General features: G+C 68.6%; 34 protein-coding genes. 14 read left to right on the top strand and 20 right to left on the bottom strand.

Annotated elements, in window-relative coordinates:
* Positions 1–37 precede the first annotated feature (37 nt).
* Entirely contained in the window at positions 38–1,300 is a 1,263-nt protein-coding gene (locus ABH941_RS24780) for a DUF222 domain-containing protein (protein ID WP_370131675.1), read from the top strand.
* Between the two features lie 73 nt (positions 1,301–1,373).
* Here the strand turns inward: ABH941_RS24780 and ABH941_RS24775 are convergent, their stop codons facing one another.
* A complete protein-coding gene (locus ABH941_RS24775) occupies positions 1,374–1,637 on the bottom strand; it encodes a hypothetical protein (RefSeq protein ID WP_370131674.1) in 264 nt (87 codons plus the stop codon).
* Between the two features lie 270 nt (positions 1,638–1,907).
* Positions 1,908–2,090 carry a hypothetical protein gene (locus ABH941_RS24770; protein WP_370131673.1) on the bottom strand — a complete coding sequence of 61 codons (183 nt, stop codon included), beginning with the start codon at positions 2,088–2,090 and terminating at the stop codon, positions 1,908–1,910.
* A 156-nt stretch (positions 2,091–2,246) separates the two neighbouring features.
* Between ABH941_RS24770 and ABH941_RS24765 the strand changes: the two genes are divergently transcribed.
* From ABH941_RS24765 to ABH941_RS24745, 5 genes are all read left to right on the top strand, one after another.
* Positions 2,247–2,840 (top strand): hypothetical protein, encoded by a 594-nt coding sequence (locus ABH941_RS24765; RefSeq protein ID WP_370131672.1) that lies wholly within the window; start codon positions 2,247–2,249, stop codon positions 2,838–2,840.
* Complete coding sequence (locus tag ABH941_RS24760) at positions 2,837–3,454, top strand: hypothetical protein (RefSeq protein ID WP_370131671.1); 618 nt, start codon at positions 2,837–2,839, stop codon at positions 3,452–3,454. Before ABH941_RS24765 ends, ABH941_RS24760 begins: the two co-directional genes overlap by 4 nt.
* 134 nt (positions 3,455–3,588) lie before the next feature.
* Positions 3,589–4,533 carry a protein transporter Sec31 gene (locus tag ABH941_RS24755; protein WP_370131670.1) on the top strand — a complete coding sequence of 315 codons (945 nt, stop codon included), beginning with the start codon at positions 3,589–3,591 and terminating at the stop codon, positions 4,531–4,533.
* Between the two features lie 35 nt (positions 4,534–4,568).
* On the top strand, positions 4,569–4,763 hold the full coding sequence (locus ABH941_RS24750) for a hypothetical protein (protein ID WP_370131669.1): 195 nt from the start codon (positions 4,569–4,571) through the stop codon (positions 4,761–4,763).
* Positions 4,764–4,774: 11 nt separating this feature from the next.
* Positions 4,775–4,933, top strand: coding sequence for a hypothetical protein (locus ABH941_RS24745; RefSeq protein ID WP_370131668.1), 159 nt, complete (start codon positions 4,775–4,777; stop codon positions 4,931–4,933).
* Here the strand turns inward: ABH941_RS24745 and ABH941_RS24740 are convergent.
* A complete protein-coding gene (locus ABH941_RS24740) occupies positions 4,896–5,327 on the bottom strand; it encodes a hypothetical protein (protein ID WP_370131667.1) in 432 nt (143 codons plus the stop codon). The genes ABH941_RS24745 and ABH941_RS24740 overlap by 38 nt on opposite strands.
* Here ABH941_RS24740 and ABH941_RS24735 point away from each other — a divergent pair.
* From ABH941_RS24735 to ABH941_RS24725, 3 genes are all read left to right on the top strand, one after another.
* The gene (locus ABH941_RS24735; protein ID WP_370131666.1) at positions 5,326–5,583 is read left to right on the top strand and encodes a hypothetical protein; all 258 of its coding nucleotides are present in this window, start codon (positions 5,326–5,328) and stop codon (positions 5,581–5,583) included. The genes ABH941_RS24740 and ABH941_RS24735 overlap by 2 nt on opposite strands.
* Positions 5,583–7,703 carry a cell division protein FtsK gene (locus ABH941_RS24730; RefSeq protein ID WP_370131665.1) on the top strand — a complete coding sequence of 707 codons (2,121 nt, stop codon included), beginning with the start codon at positions 5,583–5,585 and terminating at the stop codon, positions 7,701–7,703. Before ABH941_RS24735 ends, ABH941_RS24730 begins: the two co-directional genes overlap by 1 nt.
* A 141-nt stretch (positions 7,704–7,844) precedes the next feature.
* The gene (locus ABH941_RS24725; protein ID WP_370131664.1) at positions 7,845–8,090 is read left to right on the top strand and encodes a hypothetical protein; all 246 of its coding nucleotides are present in this window, start codon (positions 7,845–7,847) and stop codon (positions 8,088–8,090) included.
* A gap of 118 nt (positions 8,091–8,208) precedes the next feature.
* On the opposite strand, the gene ABH941_RS24720 is transcribed toward ABH941_RS24725, so the two are convergent.
* Both ABH941_RS24720 and ABH941_RS24715 read right to left on the bottom strand, forming a co-directional pair.
* Entirely contained in the window at positions 8,209–8,544 is a 336-nt protein-coding gene (locus ABH941_RS24720; protein ID WP_370131663.1) for a hypothetical protein, read from the bottom strand.
* A 113-nt stretch (positions 8,545–8,657) separates the two neighbouring features.
* Positions 8,658–8,897, bottom strand: coding sequence for a hypothetical protein (locus tag ABH941_RS24715; protein ID WP_370131662.1), 240 nt, complete (start codon positions 8,895–8,897; stop codon positions 8,658–8,660).
* 511 nt (positions 8,898–9,408) lie between these two features.
* Between ABH941_RS24715 and ABH941_RS24710 the strand changes: the two genes are divergently transcribed.
* Entirely contained in the window at positions 9,409–9,882 is a 474-nt protein-coding gene (locus ABH941_RS24710; RefSeq protein WP_370131661.1) for a hypothetical protein, read from the top strand.
* 58 nt (positions 9,883–9,940) lie between these two features.
* Here ABH941_RS24710 and ABH941_RS24705 read toward each other — a convergent pair whose 3' ends face one another.
* From ABH941_RS24705 to ABH941_RS24660, 10 genes are all read right to left on the bottom strand, one after another.
* The gene (locus ABH941_RS24705; protein WP_370131660.1) at positions 9,941–10,324 is read right to left on the bottom strand and encodes a hypothetical protein; all 384 of its coding nucleotides are present in this window, start codon (positions 10,322–10,324) and stop codon (positions 9,941–9,943) included.
* Between the two features lie 156 nt (positions 10,325–10,480).
* Complete coding sequence (locus ABH941_RS24700) at positions 10,481–10,732, bottom strand: hypothetical protein (RefSeq protein ID WP_370131659.1); 252 nt, start codon at positions 10,730–10,732, stop codon at positions 10,481–10,483.
* The gene (locus ABH941_RS24695; protein WP_370131658.1) at positions 10,729–10,947 is read right to left on the bottom strand and encodes a hypothetical protein; all 219 of its coding nucleotides are present in this window, start codon (positions 10,945–10,947) and stop codon (positions 10,729–10,731) included. Before ABH941_RS24695 ends, ABH941_RS24700 begins: the two co-directional genes overlap by 4 nt.
* On the bottom strand, positions 10,944–11,165 hold the full coding sequence (locus ABH941_RS24690; protein ID WP_370131657.1) for a hypothetical protein: 222 nt from the start codon (positions 11,163–11,165) through the stop codon (positions 10,944–10,946). The genes ABH941_RS24695 and ABH941_RS24690 overlap by 4 nt, the downstream gene beginning before the upstream one ends.
* Before the next feature lie 61 nt (positions 11,166–11,226).
* On the bottom strand, positions 11,227–12,069 hold the full coding sequence (locus ABH941_RS24685; RefSeq protein ID WP_370131656.1) for a helix-turn-helix domain-containing protein: 843 nt from the start codon (positions 12,067–12,069) through the stop codon (positions 11,227–11,229).
* Between the two features lie 19 nt (positions 12,070–12,088).
* A complete protein-coding gene (locus ABH941_RS24680; RefSeq protein ID WP_370131655.1) occupies positions 12,089–12,592 on the bottom strand; it encodes a DUF6879 family protein in 504 nt (167 codons plus the stop codon).
* Positions 12,576–12,797 (bottom strand): hypothetical protein, encoded by a 222-nt coding sequence (locus tag ABH941_RS24675; RefSeq protein ID WP_133998751.1) that lies wholly within the window; start codon positions 12,795–12,797, stop codon positions 12,576–12,578. The genes ABH941_RS24680 and ABH941_RS24675 overlap by 17 nt, the downstream gene beginning before the upstream one ends.
* Before the next feature lie 176 nt (positions 12,798–12,973).
* The gene (locus tag ABH941_RS24670) at positions 12,974–13,258 is read right to left on the bottom strand and encodes a hypothetical protein (protein WP_370131654.1); all 285 of its coding nucleotides are present in this window, start codon (positions 13,256–13,258) and stop codon (positions 12,974–12,976) included.
* 141 nt (positions 13,259–13,399) lie between these two features.
* Positions 13,400–13,603 (bottom strand): cold-shock protein, encoded by a 204-nt coding sequence (locus ABH941_RS24665; RefSeq protein ID WP_370131653.1) that lies wholly within the window; start codon positions 13,601–13,603, stop codon positions 13,400–13,402.
* A gap of 152 nt (positions 13,604–13,755) precedes the next feature.
* A complete protein-coding gene (locus tag ABH941_RS24660; RefSeq protein ID WP_370131652.1) occupies positions 13,756–14,007 on the bottom strand; it encodes a hypothetical protein in 252 nt (83 codons plus the stop codon).
* A gap of 82 nt (positions 14,008–14,089) precedes the next feature.
* Here ABH941_RS24660 and ABH941_RS24655 point away from each other — a divergent pair, with 82 nt between their 5' ends.
* Positions 14,090–14,794 (top strand): hypothetical protein, encoded by a 705-nt coding sequence (locus ABH941_RS24655; RefSeq protein WP_370131651.1) that lies wholly within the window; start codon positions 14,090–14,092, stop codon positions 14,792–14,794.
* 300 nt (positions 14,795–15,094) lie between these two features.
* On the opposite strand, the gene ABH941_RS24650 is transcribed toward ABH941_RS24655, so the two are convergent.
* A complete protein-coding gene (locus tag ABH941_RS24650) occupies positions 15,095–15,469 on the bottom strand; it encodes a hypothetical protein (protein ID WP_370131650.1) in 375 nt (124 codons plus the stop codon).
* 420 nt (positions 15,470–15,889) lie between these two features.
* On the opposite strand from ABH941_RS24650, the gene ABH941_RS24645 reads away from it, so the two are divergent.
* Complete coding sequence (locus tag ABH941_RS24645) at positions 15,890–16,315, top strand: hypothetical protein (RefSeq protein ID WP_370131649.1); 426 nt, start codon at positions 15,890–15,892, stop codon at positions 16,313–16,315.
* A gap of 46 nt (positions 16,316–16,361) precedes the next feature.
* Here ABH941_RS24645 and ABH941_RS24640 read toward each other — a convergent pair whose 3' ends face one another.
* Complete coding sequence (locus ABH941_RS24640) at positions 16,362–16,583, bottom strand: hypothetical protein (protein WP_370131648.1); 222 nt, start codon at positions 16,581–16,583, stop codon at positions 16,362–16,364.
* A gap of 198 nt (positions 16,584–16,781) precedes the next feature.
* On the opposite strand from ABH941_RS24640, the gene ABH941_RS24635 reads away from it, so the two are divergent.
* Both ABH941_RS24635 and ABH941_RS24630 read left to right on the top strand, forming a co-directional pair.
* Positions 16,782–17,366 (top strand): SHOCT domain-containing protein, encoded by a 585-nt coding sequence (locus tag ABH941_RS24635; protein WP_370131647.1) that lies wholly within the window; start codon positions 16,782–16,784, stop codon positions 17,364–17,366.
* Between the two features lie 165 nt (positions 17,367–17,531).
* Complete coding sequence (locus ABH941_RS24630; protein ID WP_370131646.1) at positions 17,532–18,080, top strand: hypothetical protein; 549 nt, start codon at positions 17,532–17,534, stop codon at positions 18,078–18,080.
* A 122-nt stretch (positions 18,081–18,202) separates the two neighbouring features.
* Here ABH941_RS24630 and ABH941_RS24625 read toward each other — a convergent pair whose 3' ends face one another.
* From ABH941_RS24625 to ABH941_RS24615, 3 genes are all read right to left on the bottom strand, one after another.
* On the bottom strand, positions 18,203–18,814 hold the full coding sequence (locus ABH941_RS24625) for an HNH endonuclease (RefSeq protein WP_370131645.1): 612 nt from the start codon (positions 18,812–18,814) through the stop codon (positions 18,203–18,205).
* A gap of 4 nt (positions 18,815–18,818) precedes the next feature.
* The gene (locus ABH941_RS24620) at positions 18,819–19,400 is read right to left on the bottom strand and encodes a recombinase family protein (protein ID WP_370131644.1); all 582 of its coding nucleotides are present in this window, start codon (positions 19,398–19,400) and stop codon (positions 18,819–18,821) included.
* Positions 19,401–19,508: 108 nt separating this feature from the next.
* Positions 19,509–19,835, bottom strand: coding sequence for a helix-turn-helix domain-containing protein (locus ABH941_RS24615; RefSeq protein ID WP_370131643.1), 327 nt, complete (start codon positions 19,833–19,835; stop codon positions 19,509–19,511).
* Positions 19,836–19,948: the final 113 nt, after the last annotated feature.

Genomic DNA, 19,948 nt, shown 5'->3' with positions numbered 1-19,948 from the left:
TCAAGAGTACACGGAGCACCTGGAGGGGGTGGTCGGGTTGGACCGGTTCGAGGCGGCTGATGTGTTGGCAGCCGAGCTGGCGCGGGCGGTGCCGGGGGCGGTGAGTGTGGCCGGGATCGCCGACCTGCAGGGCGCGCAGCTGTCGGCCGCCGGGCGCATCGATGCGCTGGTCGCCGTCCAGCGGGCCCGCTGCTGGCTGGAGGCCGTCCAGATCGGGATGCTGGCCGGGCTCAAGGAGCAGCCGCTGGCCTGTATCCCCGGGCACCCCGATGCATTGGGGGATTTCCTGGAGACCCAGGAGCAGGTGGCCTGTGCGCTGCGGGTCGCTCCGGACACGGCCCGCGCCCGCCTGGTCGAGGCCCAGCAGCTGACCGCGCGGTTCCCGGCCGCCGTAGGGCTGCTGGCCGCGGGCCGGGTGCAGATCATGCACCTGAAGGCCCTGCTGGAGCACACCGCCGCCCTCGCCGACGAGGCCGCCGCGCGGGTGGAGGGCCTGGTGCTGGCCAAGCTGCCGACCCAGACCGTCGGGGCGGCCCGCAAAGCCATCACCCGCGCCGTCCTCAAAGCCGACCCCGCCGGGGCCGAACAGCGCCACACCCGCGCCGCCCAGGACCGCCGCACCACCCTGCAGGCCCACCCCGACGGCATGGCCTGGTACGGCGCGCTCCTGACCGCCGGTGACGCCGCCCTGGTGGACGCCGCCGTCACCGCCCACGCCCGCACCCTCGCCTCCGACGGCCGCACCCTGCCCCAGCGCTGCGCGGACGCCCTGGTGGAACTTGTCTCCGGAACCGGGACAACCGCCCCCGCCCCCACGGTCATCGTCACCGTCCCGTACGACACCCTGATCGGCACCGCCGAACACCCCGCCGACCTGCACGGCCACGGCCCCATCACCGCAGGCCAGGCCCGCGCCCTGGCCTCGCGCCCCGGCAGCGTCTGGCACCGCCTGCTGACCCACCCCACCAGCGGACAGATCCTCAAGACCGACCCCACCACCTACCGCCCCACCGCAGAAGTCACCCGCCACGTCACCACCCGCGACCCGCACTGCCGCTTCCCCGGCTGCACCCGCCCCTCCCGCCGCTGCGACCTCGACCACGTCACCCCCTTCAACCACGCAAACCCCCACACCGGAGGCCCGACCACCCCCGACAACCTCATCCCCCTCTGCCGCCGCCACCACCTCACCAAGCACCGCGCCGGCTGGCACATCGGCTACAACAACCGCACCGGCCACGTCACCTGGACCGCCCCCACCGGCCACACCTACACCGACCAACCCGCACACGCCCTGTAGCGCGTGTTGGGCTGGTCCGTCGCCCACATCCCCGGACAGACCGCCTGACCCGCAGCCCTCCGCGGCAATGTCGTCAGGGGCCCTCAAGCACGTTCTTTCGCAGGGACGGGTTGTAGCCGATCGTGGTCATCCCCGATTCGGCCGTCCGCGCGGGAACCATGACCTGCTCCTGGTCCGGGAACAGGAGACCGTAAGTGGCCTGCCCCAATGGCACGTTGGGAACGTTGAATGCGAAGTCGCACTCATCGGGGGACCGCGAGCCGTTGCTGGACGTCCGCTGACCCGTGCTGAGCTTCCCTGCAGCCAGCAGCTTCCCGCTCGCGTCGAACACCTTCACCGGCGCCCCGGGGGCACGGCGCTGACGATGGGTGTGATGTCGGCCGCAGATGTCAAAGGCCCCGGAGACTGTGTCTCCGGGGCCTTGATCTGGGTGCGCTCAGCAGGATTCGAACCTGCAACCTCTTGATCCGTAGTGAACGGCACAGCATCCGTGACGCCCACACAGTCCAGAGGGACGGTCTCAGGCCCAGGTCAGCGGCTCACCGACCAGCCTCACGCAGGCAGTCTGTGAGAAATCCGTGATACGCCAGCCTCTCCCCCGCGATCTTCAGCGGGACTGGTTCGCCGGACGCTCCGGCAACTCGTCCGTCTCATGGGTGAGCCAGCGCAGGAACGCGACCAGGTGCCCGTTCATGTCGGACCCGACCTCGGCGACGGCGCTCTTGGCCCGCTCGTACAGCTCGGGATCGGGCCGGAAGGTCTTGGCCGGGTTCTTGTGGACTGAAGGCATGGGGGAATCTTCGCACGGTGTATTGCCACCGGTCCATCCCTGTGCGTAAAGTGGTGGCTAGCCACCTAGAGCAGCAGAAATAAACGGCCCCCGCCGGTGTTACGAGCACCGAGCGAGGGCCTGACCGGAACACCTGACGAAACCAGGAGCCCAGCTGTGTTGGATCTTCTCACGCCCTCGCGTACCCGCTACACCTCGGCCCGCGCCCTTCTCGGTCGCGCCAAGACCCGCGTCACCGCTGTGGTCGCCGAGTTCCGCACCTCCGTTGCCCAGCCGGTTACGCAGCCCGAGCCGGCCGACGAGTTCACCCCCGACGAGCTGCCCGCGGTCAAGCTGATCGAGGCCGCCGCCCGCGAATTCGACCGGGCCGCCGACCAGGTCCGCCGCGCCGACCGGGGCAAGCGTGCCGCCCGCAAGATCCTGGACCGGCTGCCCGCCGGGACCTACGGCGGCTGGCTCGTCGAGCGGGTTCCGTCGGCCCGTCAGACAGCGGACCTGGACGCGATCCGGGCCATCTTCAAGGCCAACGGCCTCGGGCCGGTGCCGATGAAGAACTCGGCGCCGTCGCTGAAGGTCACGCAGGTCCCGGTGACCGGCGAGTGCGTGCGCTGCGAGCGGGCGTGGGACGTCTCGGGCCTGTCCGAGGACGGCAACGGCGACATGGTGTGCGTCGACTGCCACAGCAGCGACCCGACCGGCGACGACGCTGCAGCCCGCCGCTCCTACAGCTACGCGGGGGCCGGCCGATGAGCCTCGACCTCAACACCCTGAAGCCCGGCATGCTGATCGAGGCCGAGGTCGCGATCGTCGGCAAGCCGAACCGCAGCGTCCGGGTCCGCATCGACCGCACCCCGTGGCCCTCGGGTGAGCGCGGCACCATCCTCAGCGACGGCCGCAGCGTCGAGTCGGTCCTCACCGACACCATCCGGGTCATCGCCGAGGACACCCCCGACGGCGCCGACTGCTGCCGCGCAGCCCACCCCGACGACACCACGCCGTGCAGCGGCCCCCTCGACGCCGTGACTGTCCTCGACGGCCACAACGCCGGCACGACCGGTTGTGAACACCACGCAGCCCGCTTGCTGGCCTCCCTCAAGGGCGGGCGCGTGTACAGCGGCTCCGTCCCGGAGGCGGCTATCCGCGTATTCAAGGCGGCCGCCGACCTGCCGCCGTTCGCGCGGGCACGGGACGGCCGCGCCGGCGAGCGCCCCGTCACCCGGCTGCGCATCGTCGACACCGAGCAGCGCACCCAGATCGTCCTGGCCCGCCTGCAGAGCATCTTCACCACCGTCTCCGCTTCCGGGCCGCGCCCCAGCCACAGCCAGCCCGGCCTGGTCGCCGTGGACGTCCTCGCCGAACTCTGACCCCTCGTCTTCCCCCTGCCCGAGCGGCTGCGGACGGAAGGCCAGCAGATGAGTCGTGATGTTAAGGCTGACATCGCTACTCACCTGCCGGGGTCACCGTTCGCGCCGCCGGGCTCCAACTCCCTGGAGTCCCGATGAAGTACCGCACCAAGAAGATCACTCGCACCGTGCCGCACACCGTCGGCGCGGACACCCGGTACGTCGACATCCACGAGACCGTGCAGGTGCCCGTGGTCCCCGTCGACTGGGACCGCGTCGTGTTCCTCGGCCTGTCCGCCGTCGCCGTCCTGGGCATCGTCGTCTCCGTAGCCTGGTCGACGGCCAGCATCGGCGGCCTGCTGTCGCTGACCGTCCCCGGCGCCATCGCCTACGCTGCCGCCTCCATCTTCGACCTGGCGTGGATCACCTGCCTCGCCGCCGAGTGGCTCGACCGGTACAACACCGCCAAGGCCCGCATGCCGCGCGCCATCGGGCACGTCGCCCTGGTCATCGCCATGCTCGCCGTGTTCGCCCGCGGCGCCATGTCCGGCTCCTGGGTCACCGGCCTGGTCGGCGCCGTCGTGTCCGGCATCGCCAAGGTGATCTGGATCGTCGTCCTGCACCACCAGTCCAAGCCGCTGGACGACCGCACCCAGCAGTGGGTCAACCAGTACTCGGCGGAGGCCGGCGCCCGCATGGCGATGCTCACCGTGAACCGTCAGCTCGCCCGCGCCCAGGAGGGCTACGAGGGCACCGCCGTGCCGGTCATCACGACCGCCGAGGACAGTGCCGGGCAGGCCCGTGCGGCTGTCATCGCAGCCCTGGACACCATGCCCAACGCCAGCACCGAGGACGTCGTCAACCAGCTCGCGATGGCCGGGATCACCGTCACCGCGGACCTCGTCGACGAGGTGTCGGGACAGGCCGATGACAAGAGTGACAGCAGGTCAGACGCCTCGATCACCGACTTCGTCCGGGACCTGGTGAACCTCGGCGTCCGGGATCGCGACACGGTCCTCGCCGCTGTCCAATCCGGCCTCGGACCGGACGTCAACACCAAGTCCGTGGTGCGGATCTTCTACCGCACCATCGCGGCCTGAGCTCTGCCACCCGCCCGACCGAGAGGACCACACCCATGCCCACCACCGAGACCGACCTCACCAACGCCCTCGACCTCGTCCGCGCCGACGGCATCCGCCACTACCAGCGCGCCGCCGTCCTCCTCGCCGACGCCGAGATGTCCTGCAATGCCTACCGCCGCACCGAACTCATGGAGCGCTGCGAGCGGCACACCGAGCTCGCCAAAGCCGCTGCCCTCCTCAGCCGATAGGAACCCCGGCCATGACCGACAAGACCCGCCCGACCATCGAGCCGCACCCCGAGGACACCAGCGTCGACTTCACCGCCACCGCGACCGCACCGCCCGGGGCGTTCGAGCGGCTCGGCGAGGAGCTCGCGCGCATCAATCGCGGCTTCGCCGAACGCGATCAGCAGCAGTAGCCCAAGCTCGCCGAACGACTGGGGTGCAGCTCCGGAAGCGTTGGAGCAGATCCACGCTTCCGAGGCTGTCCGCGTCAAAGCTGTAGATCCCCGCCTGACCGGTGGGAACCGCCGGACCCCACAAGCGAGCGTTGTGGCACCGGAAGCAGAACGCGATCTGGAAGAGCAGACCGGCGGAGCTGTGCGCGCGGATTCCCCAGCCCGGGACGAAGCAGCGATACGACTCCCCGCTCGGCAGTTCGGCAATCAGCGCCAGCACCTCATGGACGTCGGCTGCCTCCCAGATCCCGACATCCTCGCCGAGCAGGTCCTCCGCATCCCATTGTTTCCCCGGTTCGGTGATGCGAACGACCTCGATCAGCTCGGTCTTCTCATGCGCAAGTGGCAGAAGCATGCGCACAGAATCCCTGATCAACCCGCCGTGCACCACCCTCAAGAAGGGCACCGCCATGTCGAACCTTCGCCCGTCGACCCTCGTCATCCTCGGTCTGCTGCTCGTCCTGGCCTACAACCTGCGCGCCGTCCTGGTCCCGGTCACCGCGGCGGTCGTGCCGTGGATCGCCACCACCCCGGCCGCGCTACTCGTGCTGCTCCTGGCCGCCCTCTGGTGGCGCGCCGCACACCCCACTACCAACGTCAGGAACCGCTGATGTCGATCACCGACGGAACCCGCGGCGTCACCCGGGTCAACGGCGTCGACCAGGCCGTGAAGCTGGTCAAGGTCTCCGAGACCGACGACGAAGAGGTCTACGACCTCGAAGCCGAGGAACCCGAGCAGCCGGTCGACCAGCCTGACCCGCGCCCGCCGGCCGACACTCGCGGCACCGAGGCCCGGCGGCCGATCCTGCCCACCTGGCTCCGCTCCAAGGACGAATTCACGTCCATGGCCAAGTGGACGGCGATCCACTACGGCCACACCGCGACCTATCACGGCGTCAGGGTGCCCTGGTACGGCCTCAAGGCCACCGCCACCGCCCCGGCCGGCGGCCTGCGCCTGGTGGCCGGTACCTGGCGCTGGGTGTCCGACGCCGAGGGCCGGCCCGTGCGCGGCGCCGCGGTCCGCAAGGAGGACGCCGATCGGTACCTCGCCCTGTCGCGGCAGCGCAATGACCGCGTGCGGCTGCGCGCCGCCGTCCTGGTCGTCGCCTCCGTGCTGGGGCTGGCCATGGCGCTGACGCTGTACATCGTCAGTTCGGGCTGGCTGCTCACCTTCGGTGCCCTGGTGGTCCTCACTATGGGCTACGTCGGTGCGCCGGCCGACCGGCCGTTGATCGGCGCTGCCGTCATCGTCCCCAAGGCGCAGAAGCTCACGTCTGACCTGGTGCTATCCGCGCTGGAGAACCTCGGTATCAGCCTCATCAACAAGGCCGTCGCCAAGGGGAAGCCGGCGCTGGTGTTCACGGCCCCGATCACGCGCGACGGGCCCGGCTGGCGCGCCGAGGGCGACCTCCCTCCCGGGGCGACCGCCGGGGACGTCGCCGAGAAGCGGGCCCAGCTCGCCTCCGCCCTGCGCCGCCCGCTGGGGTGCGTGTGGCCCGAGGGCGCGGGCGAGGAGCACCCCGGCCGGCTGATCCTGTGGATCGGCGATGAGGACATGGCCAAGTCCAAGCAGCCGCTGTGGCCGCTGCTGAAGTCCGGCACCGTGGACCTGTTCCGTCCGACGCGCTTCGGCACCGACCAGCGCGGCCGACCGGTCGACATCACCCTGATGTTCGCCTCCATGCTGATCGGCGCGATCCCGCGCATGGGCAAGACGGTGTCGCTGCGCCTGGTCCTGCTCATGGCCGCCCTCGATCCGCGCGCCGAGCTGCACGCGTTCGACCTCAAGGGCACCGGTGACCTGTCCGCGGTGGAGCCCGTGGCGCATGCCTACCGGGCCGGCGAGGAGGACGAGGACATCGAGTACGCCCTCGCCGACATGCGCGAGCTCAAGCAAGAGCTGCGCCGCCGGGCGAAGGTGATCCGGGGACTGCCCAAGGACATCTGCCCAGACTCCAAGGTCACCCCCGACCTGGCCAACAAGCGCGCGCTCGGGCTGCACCCGATCGTCGTCGGCGTCGACGAGTGCCAGGTCTGGTTCGAGCACGAGACCTACGGGGCGGAACTGGAATCCATCTGCACCGACCTGGTCAAGCGCGGCCCCGCCTTGGGAATCGTGCTGATCCTCGCCACCCAACGGCCCGACTCCAAGTCGCTGCCCACCGGCATCTCGGCGAACGCTGTACTGCGGCTGTGCCTGAAGGTCATGGGGCAGATCGAGAACGACATGGTGCTCGGCACCAGCAGCTACAAGGCCGGGGTGCGGGCGACGATGTTCACCCGCTCCGACGTCGGGATCTGCTACATCGCCGGCGAGGGCGACGACCCGCGCATCACCCGCGGCCACTACGTCAACGCCCCGGACGCGGTGCGGGTGGTGGAGCGGGCGCACAAGGTGCGGAAGGCCGACAACCGGCTGTCCGGGTACGCGCTCGGGCACGAGCCGGCCGACCTCGGGCCGTCGTTCGACCTGCTCGCCGACATCCTCGCCGTGGTCGCCGCGGAGGAGGAGAAGGTGTGGAACGAGCGCGTCGCCACCCGCCTCGGCCAGCTGCGTCCGGACGCCTACGGCGGATGGACCACGGAGAACGTCACCGTCGCCTTGAAGCCGTTCGGGGTGCCGGTGAAGGACGTCGCCGGCACCACCGACGAGGGCGCCCGGACGACCCGTCGCGGCATCGAGCGGGCGGCGATCGTGGCCGCCGTGAATGAGCGGAACCAGGCCAAGTAGGCCGCCGGGCGGGTGCTACAGGTAGCACCCGCCCCTGCTACCGGTAGCACCTCCGCTAGCAGCAAAAACCCGCTGTGAGCTGGGGTGTAGCGGATAGCACCACCCCCGGCCCGACACCCGAAAACCGCTCTGGAGGGCATCTTGGACCCCCTGCTGATCGCTGCTACCACCGTCGCCCTGCTGGCCTTCGCGGGCCGGTACGTCTGGCGTTGCTGGGCGCACCCGTTCGCCCCCTGCCGCCGCTGCCAGGCCACCGGGAAGCGCACCACCGTCCTGCTGCGCCGCACCGTCGTCTGCCGCCCCTGCGGCGGTCACGGGCACCGCGTCCGCCTCGGCCGCCGACTCCACACCCGGGCCCGGAAGCTCCACCACGACGGGACGCGGTGAGGCCCGACAACAGCGGTTGTCCACACCCTGTGGACATCTGTGGATGGGCGTTCGAAAACCAGGCGTGAGCGAGGATGGCGGCCATAGACCGGCACCGTGACCTTGGCCTCGATTCCGACTACGGCTCAGGCCGTGACGGGCCTGCCTCATCTTGCCGGACCAGCCGGTTCTTGTCGTAGAAGCCGCTCAACCACTTGGCGGCGAACGCCTGCCTGTCCGTGGCGCCAGGCTCCACTCCGCCGGCGAGCCAGAAGAAGTTGTCCAGCGGCGGTGTCACACCACAGATCCAGGACGCGAGCTGGTGCAAGCTGCCCTGGCTCAACGCCACTGCGGCCCGGTGCACCCGGTCCGTGTCCTCCCCCTCGTACGTGTTCAGGACACGCAGTGCGAGGCTCACTTCTTCGGCGGCGAAGGACGTGTCGCACATCGCCCGCACTTCATCGGATACAGCCATGTCGCCAGCTTGTGACCGCGCAGTCGTGTCGCACAAGACAGCACGCGGCCGAGCGGCAACCCGACAGGATCACATGATCCGCCGGACAGTCCCCAACTGCTCCCGCGGCGAACTCATTCCTGCCACTGGCGGGGTCCGCCGCCGATCCACTGCACTCTGTCGTCGGCCTCGACGTCGATGTCTTCCAGGCCGGCGCGGCGGCAGAACTCGGCGACGTCCCGCAGCGAGTGGGCCTTGCCGACCCGCCTGCCCAGGATGTCGACGCGACGGTACCGCGGGTTGGCGTTGACGACGGGGTACACGACGACAAGCGCGTGACGCCCGCCCTGCGGGTCAGTCGGCGTGTCGTCCATAGGTCCAGGCTCACCCCGAGCAGGTGATCCCGCTCGCCGAGGGGTTGAGAGCGACAGTGCGCCCTCTTCGCCCGCTTACCAAGGAACAGATCGAAGGCCCTGCTTCAGCCCGTAGATGATCCCGTACAAGATGGCCGCGAGGACGAAGAGGGACGTTCCCACCGCGATGAATCCGGTGACGGCATGACGTGACGGTCGGCGCATCGTCCGCCTCCTACGCCCAGTGAGGGCTTGCTGGGAGGCCTGAGATTACAGCTCGCCGCCCGCTTCGCCCCGATGAAAGGCAGATGTTCGGTGGCACTCGGCAACCGGTCTGGGCGCCGGGTGCCGCGCGGTCGTGACCAGGACGGTCACAGCTGGCAGCGTCGCGTGATCTTGCCGGTAGCGTCACTCCGAGCCTCCATGGCGATGGCAACCATGCCCCCCTCCACCGCATTGGATGCCCGCACCATGAAGGCTACTTGGCCAGTTTCCCCGTGCCCCGTGCGTATAGGCGGCATGCTGGAGCGCTATGAGCCTCTGGGTCAGCATCATCACTGCTTCAAGTGGGCTACTGGGCGCAGTGATCGGCGTCACCGCGACACTCTTTGGTGAGCGCTCACGTGCCAGGGCAGCAGCAGCGCAGGAGGAGCGACAGGCCGCCGGCAGGCTTCGCATGGAGCGGAAGGCAGCCCTGATGCGGTTCTTTGAGCTCGCTAGGAGTGTAGAGCGGCTCGCGGAGAGGCGGTTCGAGGGACAGGCGCTCGATTTCGACCAGGCTTCGGATGTGACCAGCAACCTCTGGTTGTGCAACATTGAAGTCAGGCTCATCTGCTCAGTTCCCGTTAGCGAGCCGATCTACCAGTTTGCTCAGTTGGTCACCGATGCGGTCTGGGAATCGCCCGCAGAGCGGATCCACGTCCATCTTGGCGCTGCCCGCAGCGCAGCACTCAGCGCAGCACGCGTAGAACTTGAACCTACGGGGACGGACCTCCAGCTTGGCTGACCGCTGAGAAGCATCCGGCCTGCGCCAGCGCGGCCGACCTCGTCAGTACCTACATGGGTCACTCCTGCTCGGCCCGCAGCCCGGTCAGCCGCTCAGCGAGCTGCCGCAGCTGCTCGGCGTATCCGACCAGGCCGTCGGCGACCGCGACGAGATCCGCCGGCGCCAGGGGCCTGCCGCCGTCCTCCCAGTGCATCGACACGTAGATCAGCCGCTTCTCCGGTGTGTCGGACAGCGGGTACGAGACGAGTTCGGCCAGGGCGTACAGCTCACTCCTGCCCTCGGCGGTGACGACGTTGAGCTCAACCGGTTCGGAGACGTGGCCCTGGTCGCCGGGATACGCCGAGCCGTGGTTGTGCGGCCGGCCGCGGCACCAGTCCGGGCAGTCGGCCAGCAGGTCGGCGACGGGCGGCCAGTCGATCGGCTCGGGCAGGTCGTCGCTCACGGTCTCTCCAAAGAGGGTGGTTGCCCCGGCGGGATACGCGTCACCGCCGGGGCCGTGGGGTGACCGTCCGGGCCGCCTGGGGAGCGGGACCCTCCCGGACGGCCGTCCGGCCCCGCCCGGCTGCGGCACAAAGGCATGGGCCAGCCGGGCGGGAGATCAGTAGTAGGCAGGCAGCGCCGGGACGTGGTCACCGTTGCCCGCCAGTCGGCGGGCGTCGGCGAGGATCACGGCGAGGCACGGGCGGCAAAAGCGAATGTCCCAGCCCGGCCCGGTGCCGGCTTCGATGCCACCGACGATCACGGTGTGGCGTTGCTTTTTACACCGGTCGCAGTACCGGCGCACGTACGTCGAGGTGAACGCGATCGTGTTCAGGAACGCGGCGTCGTCCGGGTGCGGGTCGTCGGTCATGGCGTCGGCTCCTCGGGGCAGGCCGGGCAGGAGAAGAGGCGGAACGTCACCACGCGCCGGTGGGTGCCGTGCTGGTGGACGCTCTCGGTGGTGCCGACCGGCACCCGGGCGCCGGTGAGCGTGGTCTTGCACCACACGCAGCGCAGGCCGCGGCACTGGTCGATGTGCAGGTCCCACGGATGCGGCAGCACCCTGCCGGCGGGCGCGGTGGTCATGGCCGGTCCGCCGTTGCAGGCTCGTCGGCGTGCTCCGGGCAGGCGACGACCGGCCAGCCGTACCGGCCCCCGTCGCCGTCACCGGTGTAGACGTGGCCGGCCGGGGCCAGCGGCCCGGTGGTGCTGCCGCAGGAGAAGCACGCCAGGGCGTGCAGCCGGACGAGGATCAGGTCGTCGACCGGCAGGGCGAGGGTGAGAGCTTCGGCTGTGTTCGCCATATAACGGACGGTAGGGATGGCCGGAACGTGACCTCAACGAATGTGCAGGAACTTGCAGAAGTCACCCGAGCGCTTGGATCGCCGCGCCAATCAACTTGCGCGCCCCGGAGCCGAACACAGCCAGACCGGACAACGCAGAGAAGGCGTCCACGTACATACCGATCTCATGGGGTTGGCTGATCGTCAGGTACGCGGAGACGAGCTCGACGTTCACCTGCGCATCGTCGAAGATCCAAAAGTCCTCGACCGGCCACAGCGCGGAGCGATCCGCCGCGAAGGGCACGATGCCCAGGCTCACCGCCGGCAGGGACGCCACCGACAGAAGATGACCGAGTTGCTCCGCCATGGCCTCCTCGCTGCCGATCCGATGCCGGAGCACGCTCTCTTCCAACAGGATCGCGAAGCGGCGGCCAGCCTGATGCAGGACCTGCTGCTTGTCGATGCGCACCTGCACAGCGGCGTCCAGGTCGTCAGGGACTTCACGACGATCGCGGATTGCGGACAGCAGCGTCTCGATGTACGGCCGGGTCTGCAGGGGGCCGGGGATCAGCCACGACGAGTAGGCTCGGAAGCGCCGTGTGCGCTCCCAGAGCGGCAGCACCGACTCCTGCGCGCGCTTGAGCCCTGAGCTCTCCATCCGGCGCCACTCGACATACATGCCGTCGATGCCGCGGGCAGTGGCGATCAGATCCGCGGCCTGTCCAGGGACCCCGCAGCGCAGCGCCCAAGCCCGTAGATCGGCGTCGGACGGGGTGACCTTGCCGTGCTCGAAGCGCGAGCACTTCGACTCGTGCCAGCCGCACAACTCAGCCAGCGCCCGCGCGGTGAGACCAGAGTCCTTCCGGATCTCGCGCAGACGCTGACCGAGGGCTTCCCGTGCGTGGGCGACGCTGGAAGAGGACACGTGATCAGCTTGCCGACTCTCAGACGGGGCGGTAGTCCTCGTGTGGAACAGCGCGCCGCCATACGGACTCGAAGGCCACGGTGCACAGCGCGACGGTCCTGGCGTCAGTGACCAGTTCCTCACCCGTCATCGTGCCGTCGCCGGCGAAGTGGTTGAAGAGCACCGTCTCGCCGTCGAAGACCCAGTAGTCGTTACCCGGGAGCGCCAGGTCCGAGGCTTGTCGGCGGGGCAGCCAACGAACCTGCTCACCGGACTTGATGTTGTGTCCGCTGGTGACGTCGTACTCGAAGCGGATGTAGTCGCTGATCGGCTCGGAGACGATCCGGGCGCGGCGTACCTCTACCCCGCGGATCGTCGTTTGGGCCATGAGGTCGAACCATGACTGCCACCGCTCTGCGGGGTCGAAGCGACTCCCGCTGGTCCACTCCTCGAAGTCGGCGTCACGGGCGTACCCGTCGCGCATTTCGAGGTGCACGGCTGACTGCCGTGCGGAGCGGAACAGATCCTCAAACGCCGCCGCCACCGTTGACCTCCGGGAAGAACTGCATCATGCGTCGGGGGAATTCGATCACAGTCTCGTGGTCGGGGAGGTTGAGCTGGGCGAGGCGGGCAGCGTCGGTGACCTTCCACCCCTGGAGCAGGTAGTTGCCGGTCTCGTCGTCGAGGTACACGGTGGGGCTGCCGTTGTTGGGGCTGTTGGGGTCCTTGCCGAGCATGTGCAGTGCCATGGCTGTGCCTCTCTCGGTCGGGGGAGGTGCTGTGACTGAGCTTGCACGCTCCGCAGCCGAGATCGCCATGAGTATGCAGGAACTTGCGACCTCAAGTCGATGTCGAGCGGGGCCTCCAACCTGAACCGGACCTGAACGAAGCAATGCCCTGCATGGCCGGTTGCCGGACGCGCCGGTCAATGATTCGTTGCGACCCAGGTGAGCACGTCGGCACTGCAATTGCTCAGATCGACCTGCGGCTCGTGCACCTGGCACCACTGGTTGATCTGCTCAATGCAGTTGAGCGTGACAGCGGCCCCTTCCTGTTCCGCGCACTGCGGCAAGCTGCTGTACGCGCTCTGGCTCTTGCCGTGGCTCAGGGCCACGGTGAGGACGACGCCCACAAGAAGGAGCACCAGGCCGAGGACCGCCGCGAGTCGGGCGTCTATGCGCCCAGCCAGCTTGCGTAGGAACTGGTACATGCGATCCCCCGGATTGAGCCCTGATCAGGATGAGTGCGGGCGATCATACGGGAGCCCATGATCGTCGACGTCTACGGGCGCGACTATGCCCGAACGCAGCAACGCCCCGCACCGACCGGTGGGGGCGCCTGCGCGGCCGGGTCAGGCCGGGGTGATGTTCTCCGCCTGGGGGCCCTTCTGGCCCTGCGTGATGTCGAAGGTGACCTTCTGGCCTTCGAGGAGCTCGCGGTACCCCTGGGCGTTGATGTTGGAGTAGTGGGCGAAGACGTCCGGGCCGCCGCCGTCCTGGGCGATGAAGCCGAAACCCTTTTCGGCGTTGAACCACTTCACGGTGCCGCTGGCCATGGTGCTGCTCCCTGTCCGGGATCACAGGGTCCGCACTATCCGCGGACCCTTGGGGTGTTGATCGCCCTGGTCCTCGGACTGCTGGTACAGCTGGACTTCGAACCGCGCGTTCGACCCCAACGCTAGCGGCGGACGATCACCCGCGCGGGCGATCACGGCAACGGGTTGGCACGCTTCTGCTCAACGAGAGCGACGAGTTCGTAGTTCTCCAGGTCGACGATGTCGGGAACGGTGATTTCGAGGAGCTGGTCGCCCCTGGCGCCCTCGTTCACGTCCATGGGGACATTGGCGATGAACACGCCGCTCAGGGTGGAGCCGACCAGCTTGTACGTGCCCTCTGTGTCGCGGAAGCCGTCCCGGAGGATCGCCTCGGCCTGATCCGTGGTGTGAAAGTAGATGGTCACCCCGACCAAGCTACGCAGTCCGACCGGCCGAATGTCGAGTATCTACAGTCTCGACTGCCAGCTACAGCTAGCGTTCCCGGTCATGGGATTCCCGATCGCCAACACGATCTATACGATCTCGGCCGTCGCCAGCGCGATTGCCGCTGGTGCCTCTTGGCGTACAGCACAGCGAGCCAATGCCGCTGCCGATCGTGCGAATGAGGCGGCCGAGAAGGCCAACCTCACCGCGGATACGCTCGCTGCGATCGAGCGCGACCGACGCCACTCCGAGCTGCGCCCTCAACTGGACATCTCAAGGGTTCCGCGGCAAGGCAGTACCCAGGAACTACTGCACTTCATGTTCAAGGGGCCAAACGAGCTGGAGCCACACGGTCCGCTGAATGTCACTATCACCGTCCGAGACGATCGAGACCGTTCCCATGACCGCATCCTGCCGGGCGGGCCGACGCGGGAGGAGGTGGCCGCTCAGGTCTGGGGGCCGTGGCGCCTGGCGCCAGGCGCGGATGGCGTGGACCCGCTTGGACGTAGCTTCGCAAACCAGCTGGTAGCCGTTGGTGAGAAGTTGGTCTGCGCGATCGAGAAGACTACCCCGCCGGCGTGGGACGCGAACGACGCGGAGAGGTGGTGGCGAAAGTACCGCCCAACTCCCCTGCGCTTTCGAGTCGAGGTGACCTGTGAAGGCTTTGAGCCGTGGGTCTTCCTGGAGGAGATCCCTTCCTGGTCCTCGCCGGGAATCGGGCGGGCTGGCTCTGGTCAGGTCGGCGACCCTGCACGCGGAATCGGGTGATCTTGAACGCGGACTCCGCGGACTGCCAGCACATGGTGACCCGCCAGCCCGCGGTCTCGCTCACGGGTCATGACCTGCGCCTGCCCCGCACCCGAGCGTGACCTGTGCCCCGACTGCCACGGCTGGGGCTTCCAACCAGGCACCACGGGCGAGGACCGTCCGAAGTGTCCCCGCTGCCGCGGGCTCGGTGGGCAGGAGCCGCACGACCTGGAGTGCCCGGCTTGGGGGCTGCACCCGGCGCGGTGACACGACGGGCCAGCACCGGCTTCGACCCCCAGAGCCGGGACGTGGGCACGCCTGTCAGCGGCGGATCACCAGGAACTCCGCGTACACGCCGACCAGCACCGCCGCCAACCACCCCGACGCGGCGAACACCCAGCCCATCCGGTCCAAGTGCCTCACTCCCCGCTCCACCTTTGCCTCCACCAGGCGCGCGACCGCTTCTGCCTCCGCCTGGTGCAGCCTCGACAGGTTCTCCCACTGCTCCGCCTCTGCCCGGACCCGCTCCAGCGTCCTCGACCGGGCGTCCAACTCCGACGTAATCAGTTCGGCGAGCTCCGACGACTCCTCGAACGACGCCTTCAGCTGCTTGAGGACCCGCTCCATCCGCCGCGCGCGGTTCGGCTTGCGGATCGCCTGCGCCTGCCTGGCGGTGATCAACGCGAAGGCACCCACAGCTCCCCACCAAAGCCAGGAGAACAGCAACCGCGGTAGGAAGCGATCCGGTCCAAACCTGGACACCGAGGGTGAATCCGATCACTAAGGCGACACCACTGCCGCTGATCAAAAGCCCGCCCCCGATGCCGAGCGCCATCCTCCCCCGGGACAAGTCGGCGCCATCGGGAGACCACCCGTCCACCCAGTTGTAAAGGTCCAGCCACCGCCGCCACAGCTTCCCCCACCAGGTCATAGCCAGCATCACAGCACGCCGTCGCGTCCCACCGCAGCGGTTCTGCGGGACCCACGGCCGGACCAACGCGTCGTGCGGCTACGCTGCGCGCGGGGGTCCCGGCATGGGTCGAGCGGGACCCCCGCACCCGTCTGGGCGTCTCGTCAGTCCGGGCCGCTGTCAGTGCCGGCGGCTACCGTGCCCGCATGCGCCCCGACCGGTTCCTGAAGCACCTCACCGCCACCGCTCTGACCGTCCCGGGCGTCACCCGCGCCGAGCCGGTCCCGGACGACGAGCGCAGCAAGCGGCCGTACCTCCTTGCCGTCGAGGCCGGCGGGAAGACCACGCGGTGGCAGGTGGTCGCGGTCAGCGCCCCCGGCGACAAGTACGGCGAACCCGGAAGCGAACCCGTGACCGGACCGCCGCCCGCGGCCCTGGTGACCGCCCCCGCGGCCGTCGGCAGCCCCGACCAGGTCGAGGCCGCGCTCCTCGCCGCACTGCTCGCGGCCGACGGCGGGGAGATTGCCGCCGTCGACCCGTACTCGCAGAGGGCCACGCCCAGGGCCATCGCCCACGGGGTCACGATCCTGTTCCACGACGGGTCGAAGATCTTCCTCAACCACTTGCAGTAGGCGCGGCGGAGCTCCTGACCACCACCCAGGAGCTCCGCCGCGGAGACTACGGCTTGCTGGCGTAGTAGGCGTCCCGGGCCGCGCTGTACCTAGCCTCGGCCGTTCGTTCCTCCTCCATGGCCGCAGCCAGCTCTCGCGAGATGGTCGGGACCGGCGTGCCTGCAGTGAGGGGCTGTGCGGAACCCATGATCTCCTGCCGCTTGGTCGTCGCCTCGGTCCACTTCGCCAGAGTCTGTTCGTAGTGGTCTTTCAGGTCCTGATTGCTCATCACTTGCGCTCCTTGGTGTTGGGATGCCCGGATGACTCACCCTGGTCGGAAGCGCAATTGTGCCGGTAATCGACCAACGGGATTCATCCGTTTGGCCCAATCCGGCCCGCACTGTGTGTAACGGCTCCGCAACACCACAACGATCACTCGACGCCAACTGCCACGCTGTCCCCCTTCGCCTCACACAAGGGGGACACCATGGGACTCTTCGGCAACAAGCAGACCAGCACCACCGACGCGCCGTTAGCCGAGTACAAGGTCGTGTACCGCGGCGGACTACCGCACCTGCCCAAGGCCAAGGTCGCGGGCATCGAACTGCGCTACTGGCCCGACCGGATCACCCTCGACCCCACCAGTGCCGCCAAGAAGTTCTGGGATCCCCTGGCCATCCCCTACGGTGCGATCAGCGACCTCACCATCGAGCAGCGCCAAGTCAGCACCACAGAGTCGCTGCTGGCCTCGGGAAGCCGCGGCGGTGCCCGGGACCTGGCCACCCACAACAACATCCACCTGGCCTACACCGACCCGGCCGGGCAGCCGATGCTGCTGCGGGTGGAGATGCTCACCGGCGTCACCGTCAGCGGCCAGGCCAAGAAGTGCGCCGAGATGCTCGACATGATCCGCGTTCAGGGCATCCGCAACCACTTCGCTACTGCCCCGGCGGCCACTGGTTCGGCCGGTTCGGTCGCGGACGAGTTGGCCAAGCTCGGCCAGCTCATGCAGCAGGGCATCCTGTCCGCCGACGAGTTCGCCGCAGCGAAGGCCCGGCTTCTCGGCCAGTAGCCGCAGAGCGCAACGACGGGCAGGACGCTCGTCTGGGCGCCCTATCTACCTGTGACTGTGGCGCGCCCGTGACTCTGCATCGTCAAATAGTGATGATCCCCGCGAACCGCAAATAGAGCTCAGATCGCCTTCACGCTCGGCCCCGGGTCGCTACGTTCATCAGCCATGAACCTCGATCCGCTGGCAGGCGTTGCCGTAGGGGCCGCCCTGACATACGCCGGGCAATGGGCTACTGAGAGACGGACGATCAGGCGCGACGCCGCCAAGGCCAAGGTCGCTGCAGCGATGCAGCGCAAGGCCGAATGGAAGGCGCTCCAAGTGCAGACAATCCTTGATCTGCAGGAGGAGATGGAGGCAATGGCCACTACGATCTCCGTTCAGACAACGCGAACCGTCGGCGTCGCACTGGGGAAGATTCCAACGATGGCCGAGACTAGAGCGGCTCTTGCTCCTATCGGGCGACTCGTACTCCTGTGTACGCGTCTGCAGGACCAAGTTCTTGCGGAGGAGATTCGCTCGTGGATCAGTGATATGACCCAGGCGGTCACCACCAAGGGGCGACGCGCCGAGCTCGCCACTTCCCTAAAAGAGCGTCGTAACTACCTTCAGGAGCGTCTCGGCGATGAATTGAGGCAGTTCCACCCGGAGCCGGAAGAGAGCAGCAGCGTTGTGTCCATCGCTGCACAGCGGCGTCGCTTCCTTCGTCGGCGCTAAGCAGGAATATGGTGCCGTTCTCGTCATAGCCCGGTGCCGCTGGGCGGCTTCTCCTCCCACTTGTCGACGTCCTCGAAGTGGCCGAAGAGGGCGTTGCTGCCGTCCTTCTGAGAGGACCGCTTCTACGTGCCCATGCGCCGGGTGCTCCAGCCGTTGCCCCGGTCCGTGTTGCACACCTCGTGCGTGACGCGCAGGTTCTCTGGGCCGTGCGCGCCGCCGAGGCTGAGCGGCGTGATGTGGTCGAGGTGGAAGCCATCCGCTGGCACGGGCAGGCCGCAGATCCCGCACAGGCCACCGTCGCGCTCGTAGATCGCGGCCCGGTTGATGGGTTCGGTGCGCTGCTCCCGCTCCAGCTGGCGGCGCCCGGCATCCTTGCGTCGCTTCTTGGCGTACCCGGTGCGCTGTCGCTCGGCGGTCGGTTCCCACGCATGCTTGCGGATGAAGTCGCCGCGGCGGGTGTTGTACTTCATCTGCCAGCCGGGTTGGCCGAAGTCCGGGCGCTCCAGGAATCGGAGGAGCCACTTGTCGGGCTCGTGCAAGTGCTCGATCCACAGGCGGACGGCTTCGACGTAGGCGGTCTGCGCTTCGACCCGCTCCGTCCACCCAAGGTGCAGGTTCCTGGGCTTGAACCTGCGACCGGCGCGGGTACCGTCCAGGCGTTCCATCTCCGCCCGGAGCTCGCCCAGGTCCTGGGCGACGGCGGCGGCGATCCAGGCGCGGCGCTCCTCATCCACTGCCTTACCCGGCTTTGAGCGCGGCGTAGGCCGATGACCGGCTGATGTTCAACGTGCGGGCGGCCTCGGTGACCGTCTTCCCGGCATCGACCAGGTGCCGCAGAGTCTCGACCTCGGACGGGCCGATCCTGCGCGGGCGGCCCATCCGCTGCTTGTTGGGCAGCATCTCGCCGGACTCCTGACGGCGCATCGCGGCGGCAATGCCCTCCGCCTGGCGTTCGGCACGGATCGCGGTCTCGTACTCGGCTGCGGCGGCCAGCACGGAGAACATGAACTTGCCCTCCTTGGTACCGACGTCGAAGCTCTCGGTCAGCGAGACGACCTTGACCCCGCGCTTCGTCAGGTCCTCGACCACGCTGAGCACGTGGCCGGCCGAGCGCCCGAACCGGTCGGACTTCCAGCACAGGAAGGTGTCGCCCTCGCGAAGTTGGGCGATGCACTTCTGCCACTCAGGCCGTTCGTTCACGCGGCCGGACATCTTCTCGGTGAACATCAGGTCGTAGCCGTGCGCGGTGATGGCGTCGATCTGCATCTGCGGGTTCTGGTCGCGGGTGCTGACGCGGACATAGGCGATGATGCGGCCCATGGTGCCCCCCTCGTGTCTGAAATCCTCTACGATTCTGGACACCTTACTGAACAGGCCCGACTCCGTCCATAAAGGTACGTCCGAAAAGCTCCGGTCCGTCAGCCATGGCTAACAGGCTTCCGGGGAGTCGCTGGCCGTCCGCCACGCCCTTCGCGCCACCGCGCCCGGGTGAGACCGGCCGGCATCCGGGACCGCTGCCGCCATCAACTGTTCGCGCTCGGGGTCCGTGAGCGCCAGCACCCCCGCGAGCCGCTCGACGGTGTACGCGGAGGGGACGCGCTTCCCGAGCTCAAGTTGCAGCAAGTAGGCGCGGGACAGGCCAGCCACGCGAGCGCACTCCGCTCCCCGCAGTCCAGCCCGCAGCCTGCCCCGGTTGATGATCTCGCCGAGCTCGGGCGGCGGGGTACGGCGTTGCCGGATTCCGGTGTCGGTCATGTCCAACTCCTTCTCGCTCCTGCTCGACGCGCCGCCCGCCCGGACGATGGTCACGGGCGGGCGGCGCGCTGCACGGCTGCATGAGGGCCGTGCATCCCCGCCGAACTTGAATA

The organism is Streptacidiphilus sp. EB103A, from assembly GCF_041261405.1.
GTDB lineage: Bacteria > Actinomycetota > Actinomycetes > Streptomycetales > Streptomycetaceae > Streptacidiphilus.
This window is presented reverse-complemented; position numbering and strand designations above follow the sequence as displayed.

What these genes read in the sequence shown, in the direction of transcription:
- ABH941_RS24735 (WP_370131666.1), top strand. Translation starts at nt 5,326, where the DNA reads ATGCGCACAGAATCCCTGATCAACCCGCCGTGCACCACCCTCAAGAAG.
- ABH941_RS24615 (WP_370131643.1), bottom strand. Translation starts at nt 19,835, where the DNA reads ATGACCGACACCGGAATCCGGCAACGCCGTACCCCGCCGCCCGAGCTC.
- ABH941_RS24750 (WP_370131669.1), top strand. Translation starts at nt 4,569, where the DNA reads ATGCCCACCACCGAGACCGACCTCACCAACGCCCTCGACCTCGTCCGC.
- ABH941_RS24700 (WP_370131659.1), bottom strand. Translation starts at nt 10,732, where the DNA reads ATGACCGACGACCCGCACCCGGACGACGCCGCGTTCCTGAACACGATC.
- ABH941_RS24645 (WP_370131649.1), top strand. Translation starts at nt 15,890, where the DNA reads ATGCGCCCCGACCGGTTCCTGAAGCACCTCACCGCCACCGCTCTGACC.
- ABH941_RS24635 (WP_370131647.1), top strand. Translation starts at nt 16,782, where the DNA reads ATGGGACTCTTCGGCAACAAGCAGACCAGCACCACCGACGCGCCGTTA.
- ABH941_RS24620 (WP_370131644.1), bottom strand. Translation starts at nt 19,400, where the DNA reads ATGGGCCGCATCATCGCCTATGTCCGCGTCAGCACCCGCGACCAGAAC.
- ABH941_RS24740 (WP_370131667.1), bottom strand. Translation starts at nt 5,327, where the DNA reads ATGCTTCTGCCACTTGCGCATGAGAAGACCGAGCTGATCGAGGTCGTT.
- ABH941_RS24690 (WP_370131657.1), bottom strand. Translation starts at nt 11,165, where the DNA reads ATGGCGAACACAGCCGAAGCTCTCACCCTCGCCCTGCCGGTCGACGAC.
- ABH941_RS24670 (WP_370131654.1), bottom strand. Translation starts at nt 13,258, where the DNA reads ATGTACCAGTTCCTACGCAAGCTGGCTGGGCGCATAGACGCCCGACTC.
- ABH941_RS24730 (WP_370131665.1), top strand. Translation starts at nt 5,583, where the DNA reads ATGTCGATCACCGACGGAACCCGCGGCGTCACCCGGGTCAACGGCGTC.
- ABH941_RS24675 (WP_133998751.1), bottom strand. Translation starts at nt 12,797, where the DNA reads ATGGCACTGCACATGCTCGGCAAGGACCCCAACAGCCCCAACAACGGC.
- ABH941_RS24760 (WP_370131671.1), top strand. Translation starts at nt 2,837, where the DNA reads ATGAGCCTCGACCTCAACACCCTGAAGCCCGGCATGCTGATCGAGGCC.
- ABH941_RS24665 (WP_370131653.1), bottom strand. Translation starts at nt 13,603, where the DNA reads ATGGCCAGCGGCACCGTGAAGTGGTTCAACGCCGAAAAGGGTTTCGGC.
- ABH941_RS24710 (WP_370131661.1), top strand. Translation starts at nt 9,409, where the DNA reads ATGAGCCTCTGGGTCAGCATCATCACTGCTTCAAGTGGGCTACTGGGC.
- ABH941_RS24630 (WP_370131646.1), top strand. Translation starts at nt 17,532, where the DNA reads ATGAACCTCGATCCGCTGGCAGGCGTTGCCGTAGGGGCCGCCCTGACA.
- ABH941_RS24715 (WP_370131662.1), bottom strand. Translation starts at nt 8,897, where the DNA reads ATGGACGACACGCCGACTGACCCGCAGGGCGGGCGTCACGCGCTTGTC.
- ABH941_RS24640 (WP_370131648.1), bottom strand. Translation starts at nt 16,583, where the DNA reads ATGAGCAATCAGGACCTGAAAGACCACTACGAACAGACTCTGGCGAAG.
- ABH941_RS24745 (WP_370131668.1), top strand. Translation starts at nt 4,775, where the DNA reads ATGACCGACAAGACCCGCCCGACCATCGAGCCGCACCCCGAGGACACC.
- ABH941_RS24720 (WP_370131663.1), bottom strand. Translation starts at nt 8,544, where the DNA reads ATGGCTGTATCCGATGAAGTGCGGGCGATGTGCGACACGTCCTTCGCC.
- ABH941_RS24770 (WP_370131673.1), bottom strand. Translation starts at nt 2,090, where the DNA reads ATGCCTTCAGTCCACAAGAACCCGGCCAAGACCTTCCGGCCCGATCCC.
- ABH941_RS24655 (WP_370131651.1), top strand. Translation starts at nt 14,090, where the DNA reads ATGGGATTCCCGATCGCCAACACGATCTATACGATCTCGGCCGTCGCC.
- ABH941_RS24695 (WP_370131658.1), bottom strand. Translation starts at nt 10,947, where the DNA reads ATGACCACCGCGCCCGCCGGCAGGGTGCTGCCGCATCCGTGGGACCTG.
- ABH941_RS24755 (WP_370131670.1), top strand. Translation starts at nt 3,589, where the DNA reads ATGAAGTACCGCACCAAGAAGATCACTCGCACCGTGCCGCACACCGTC.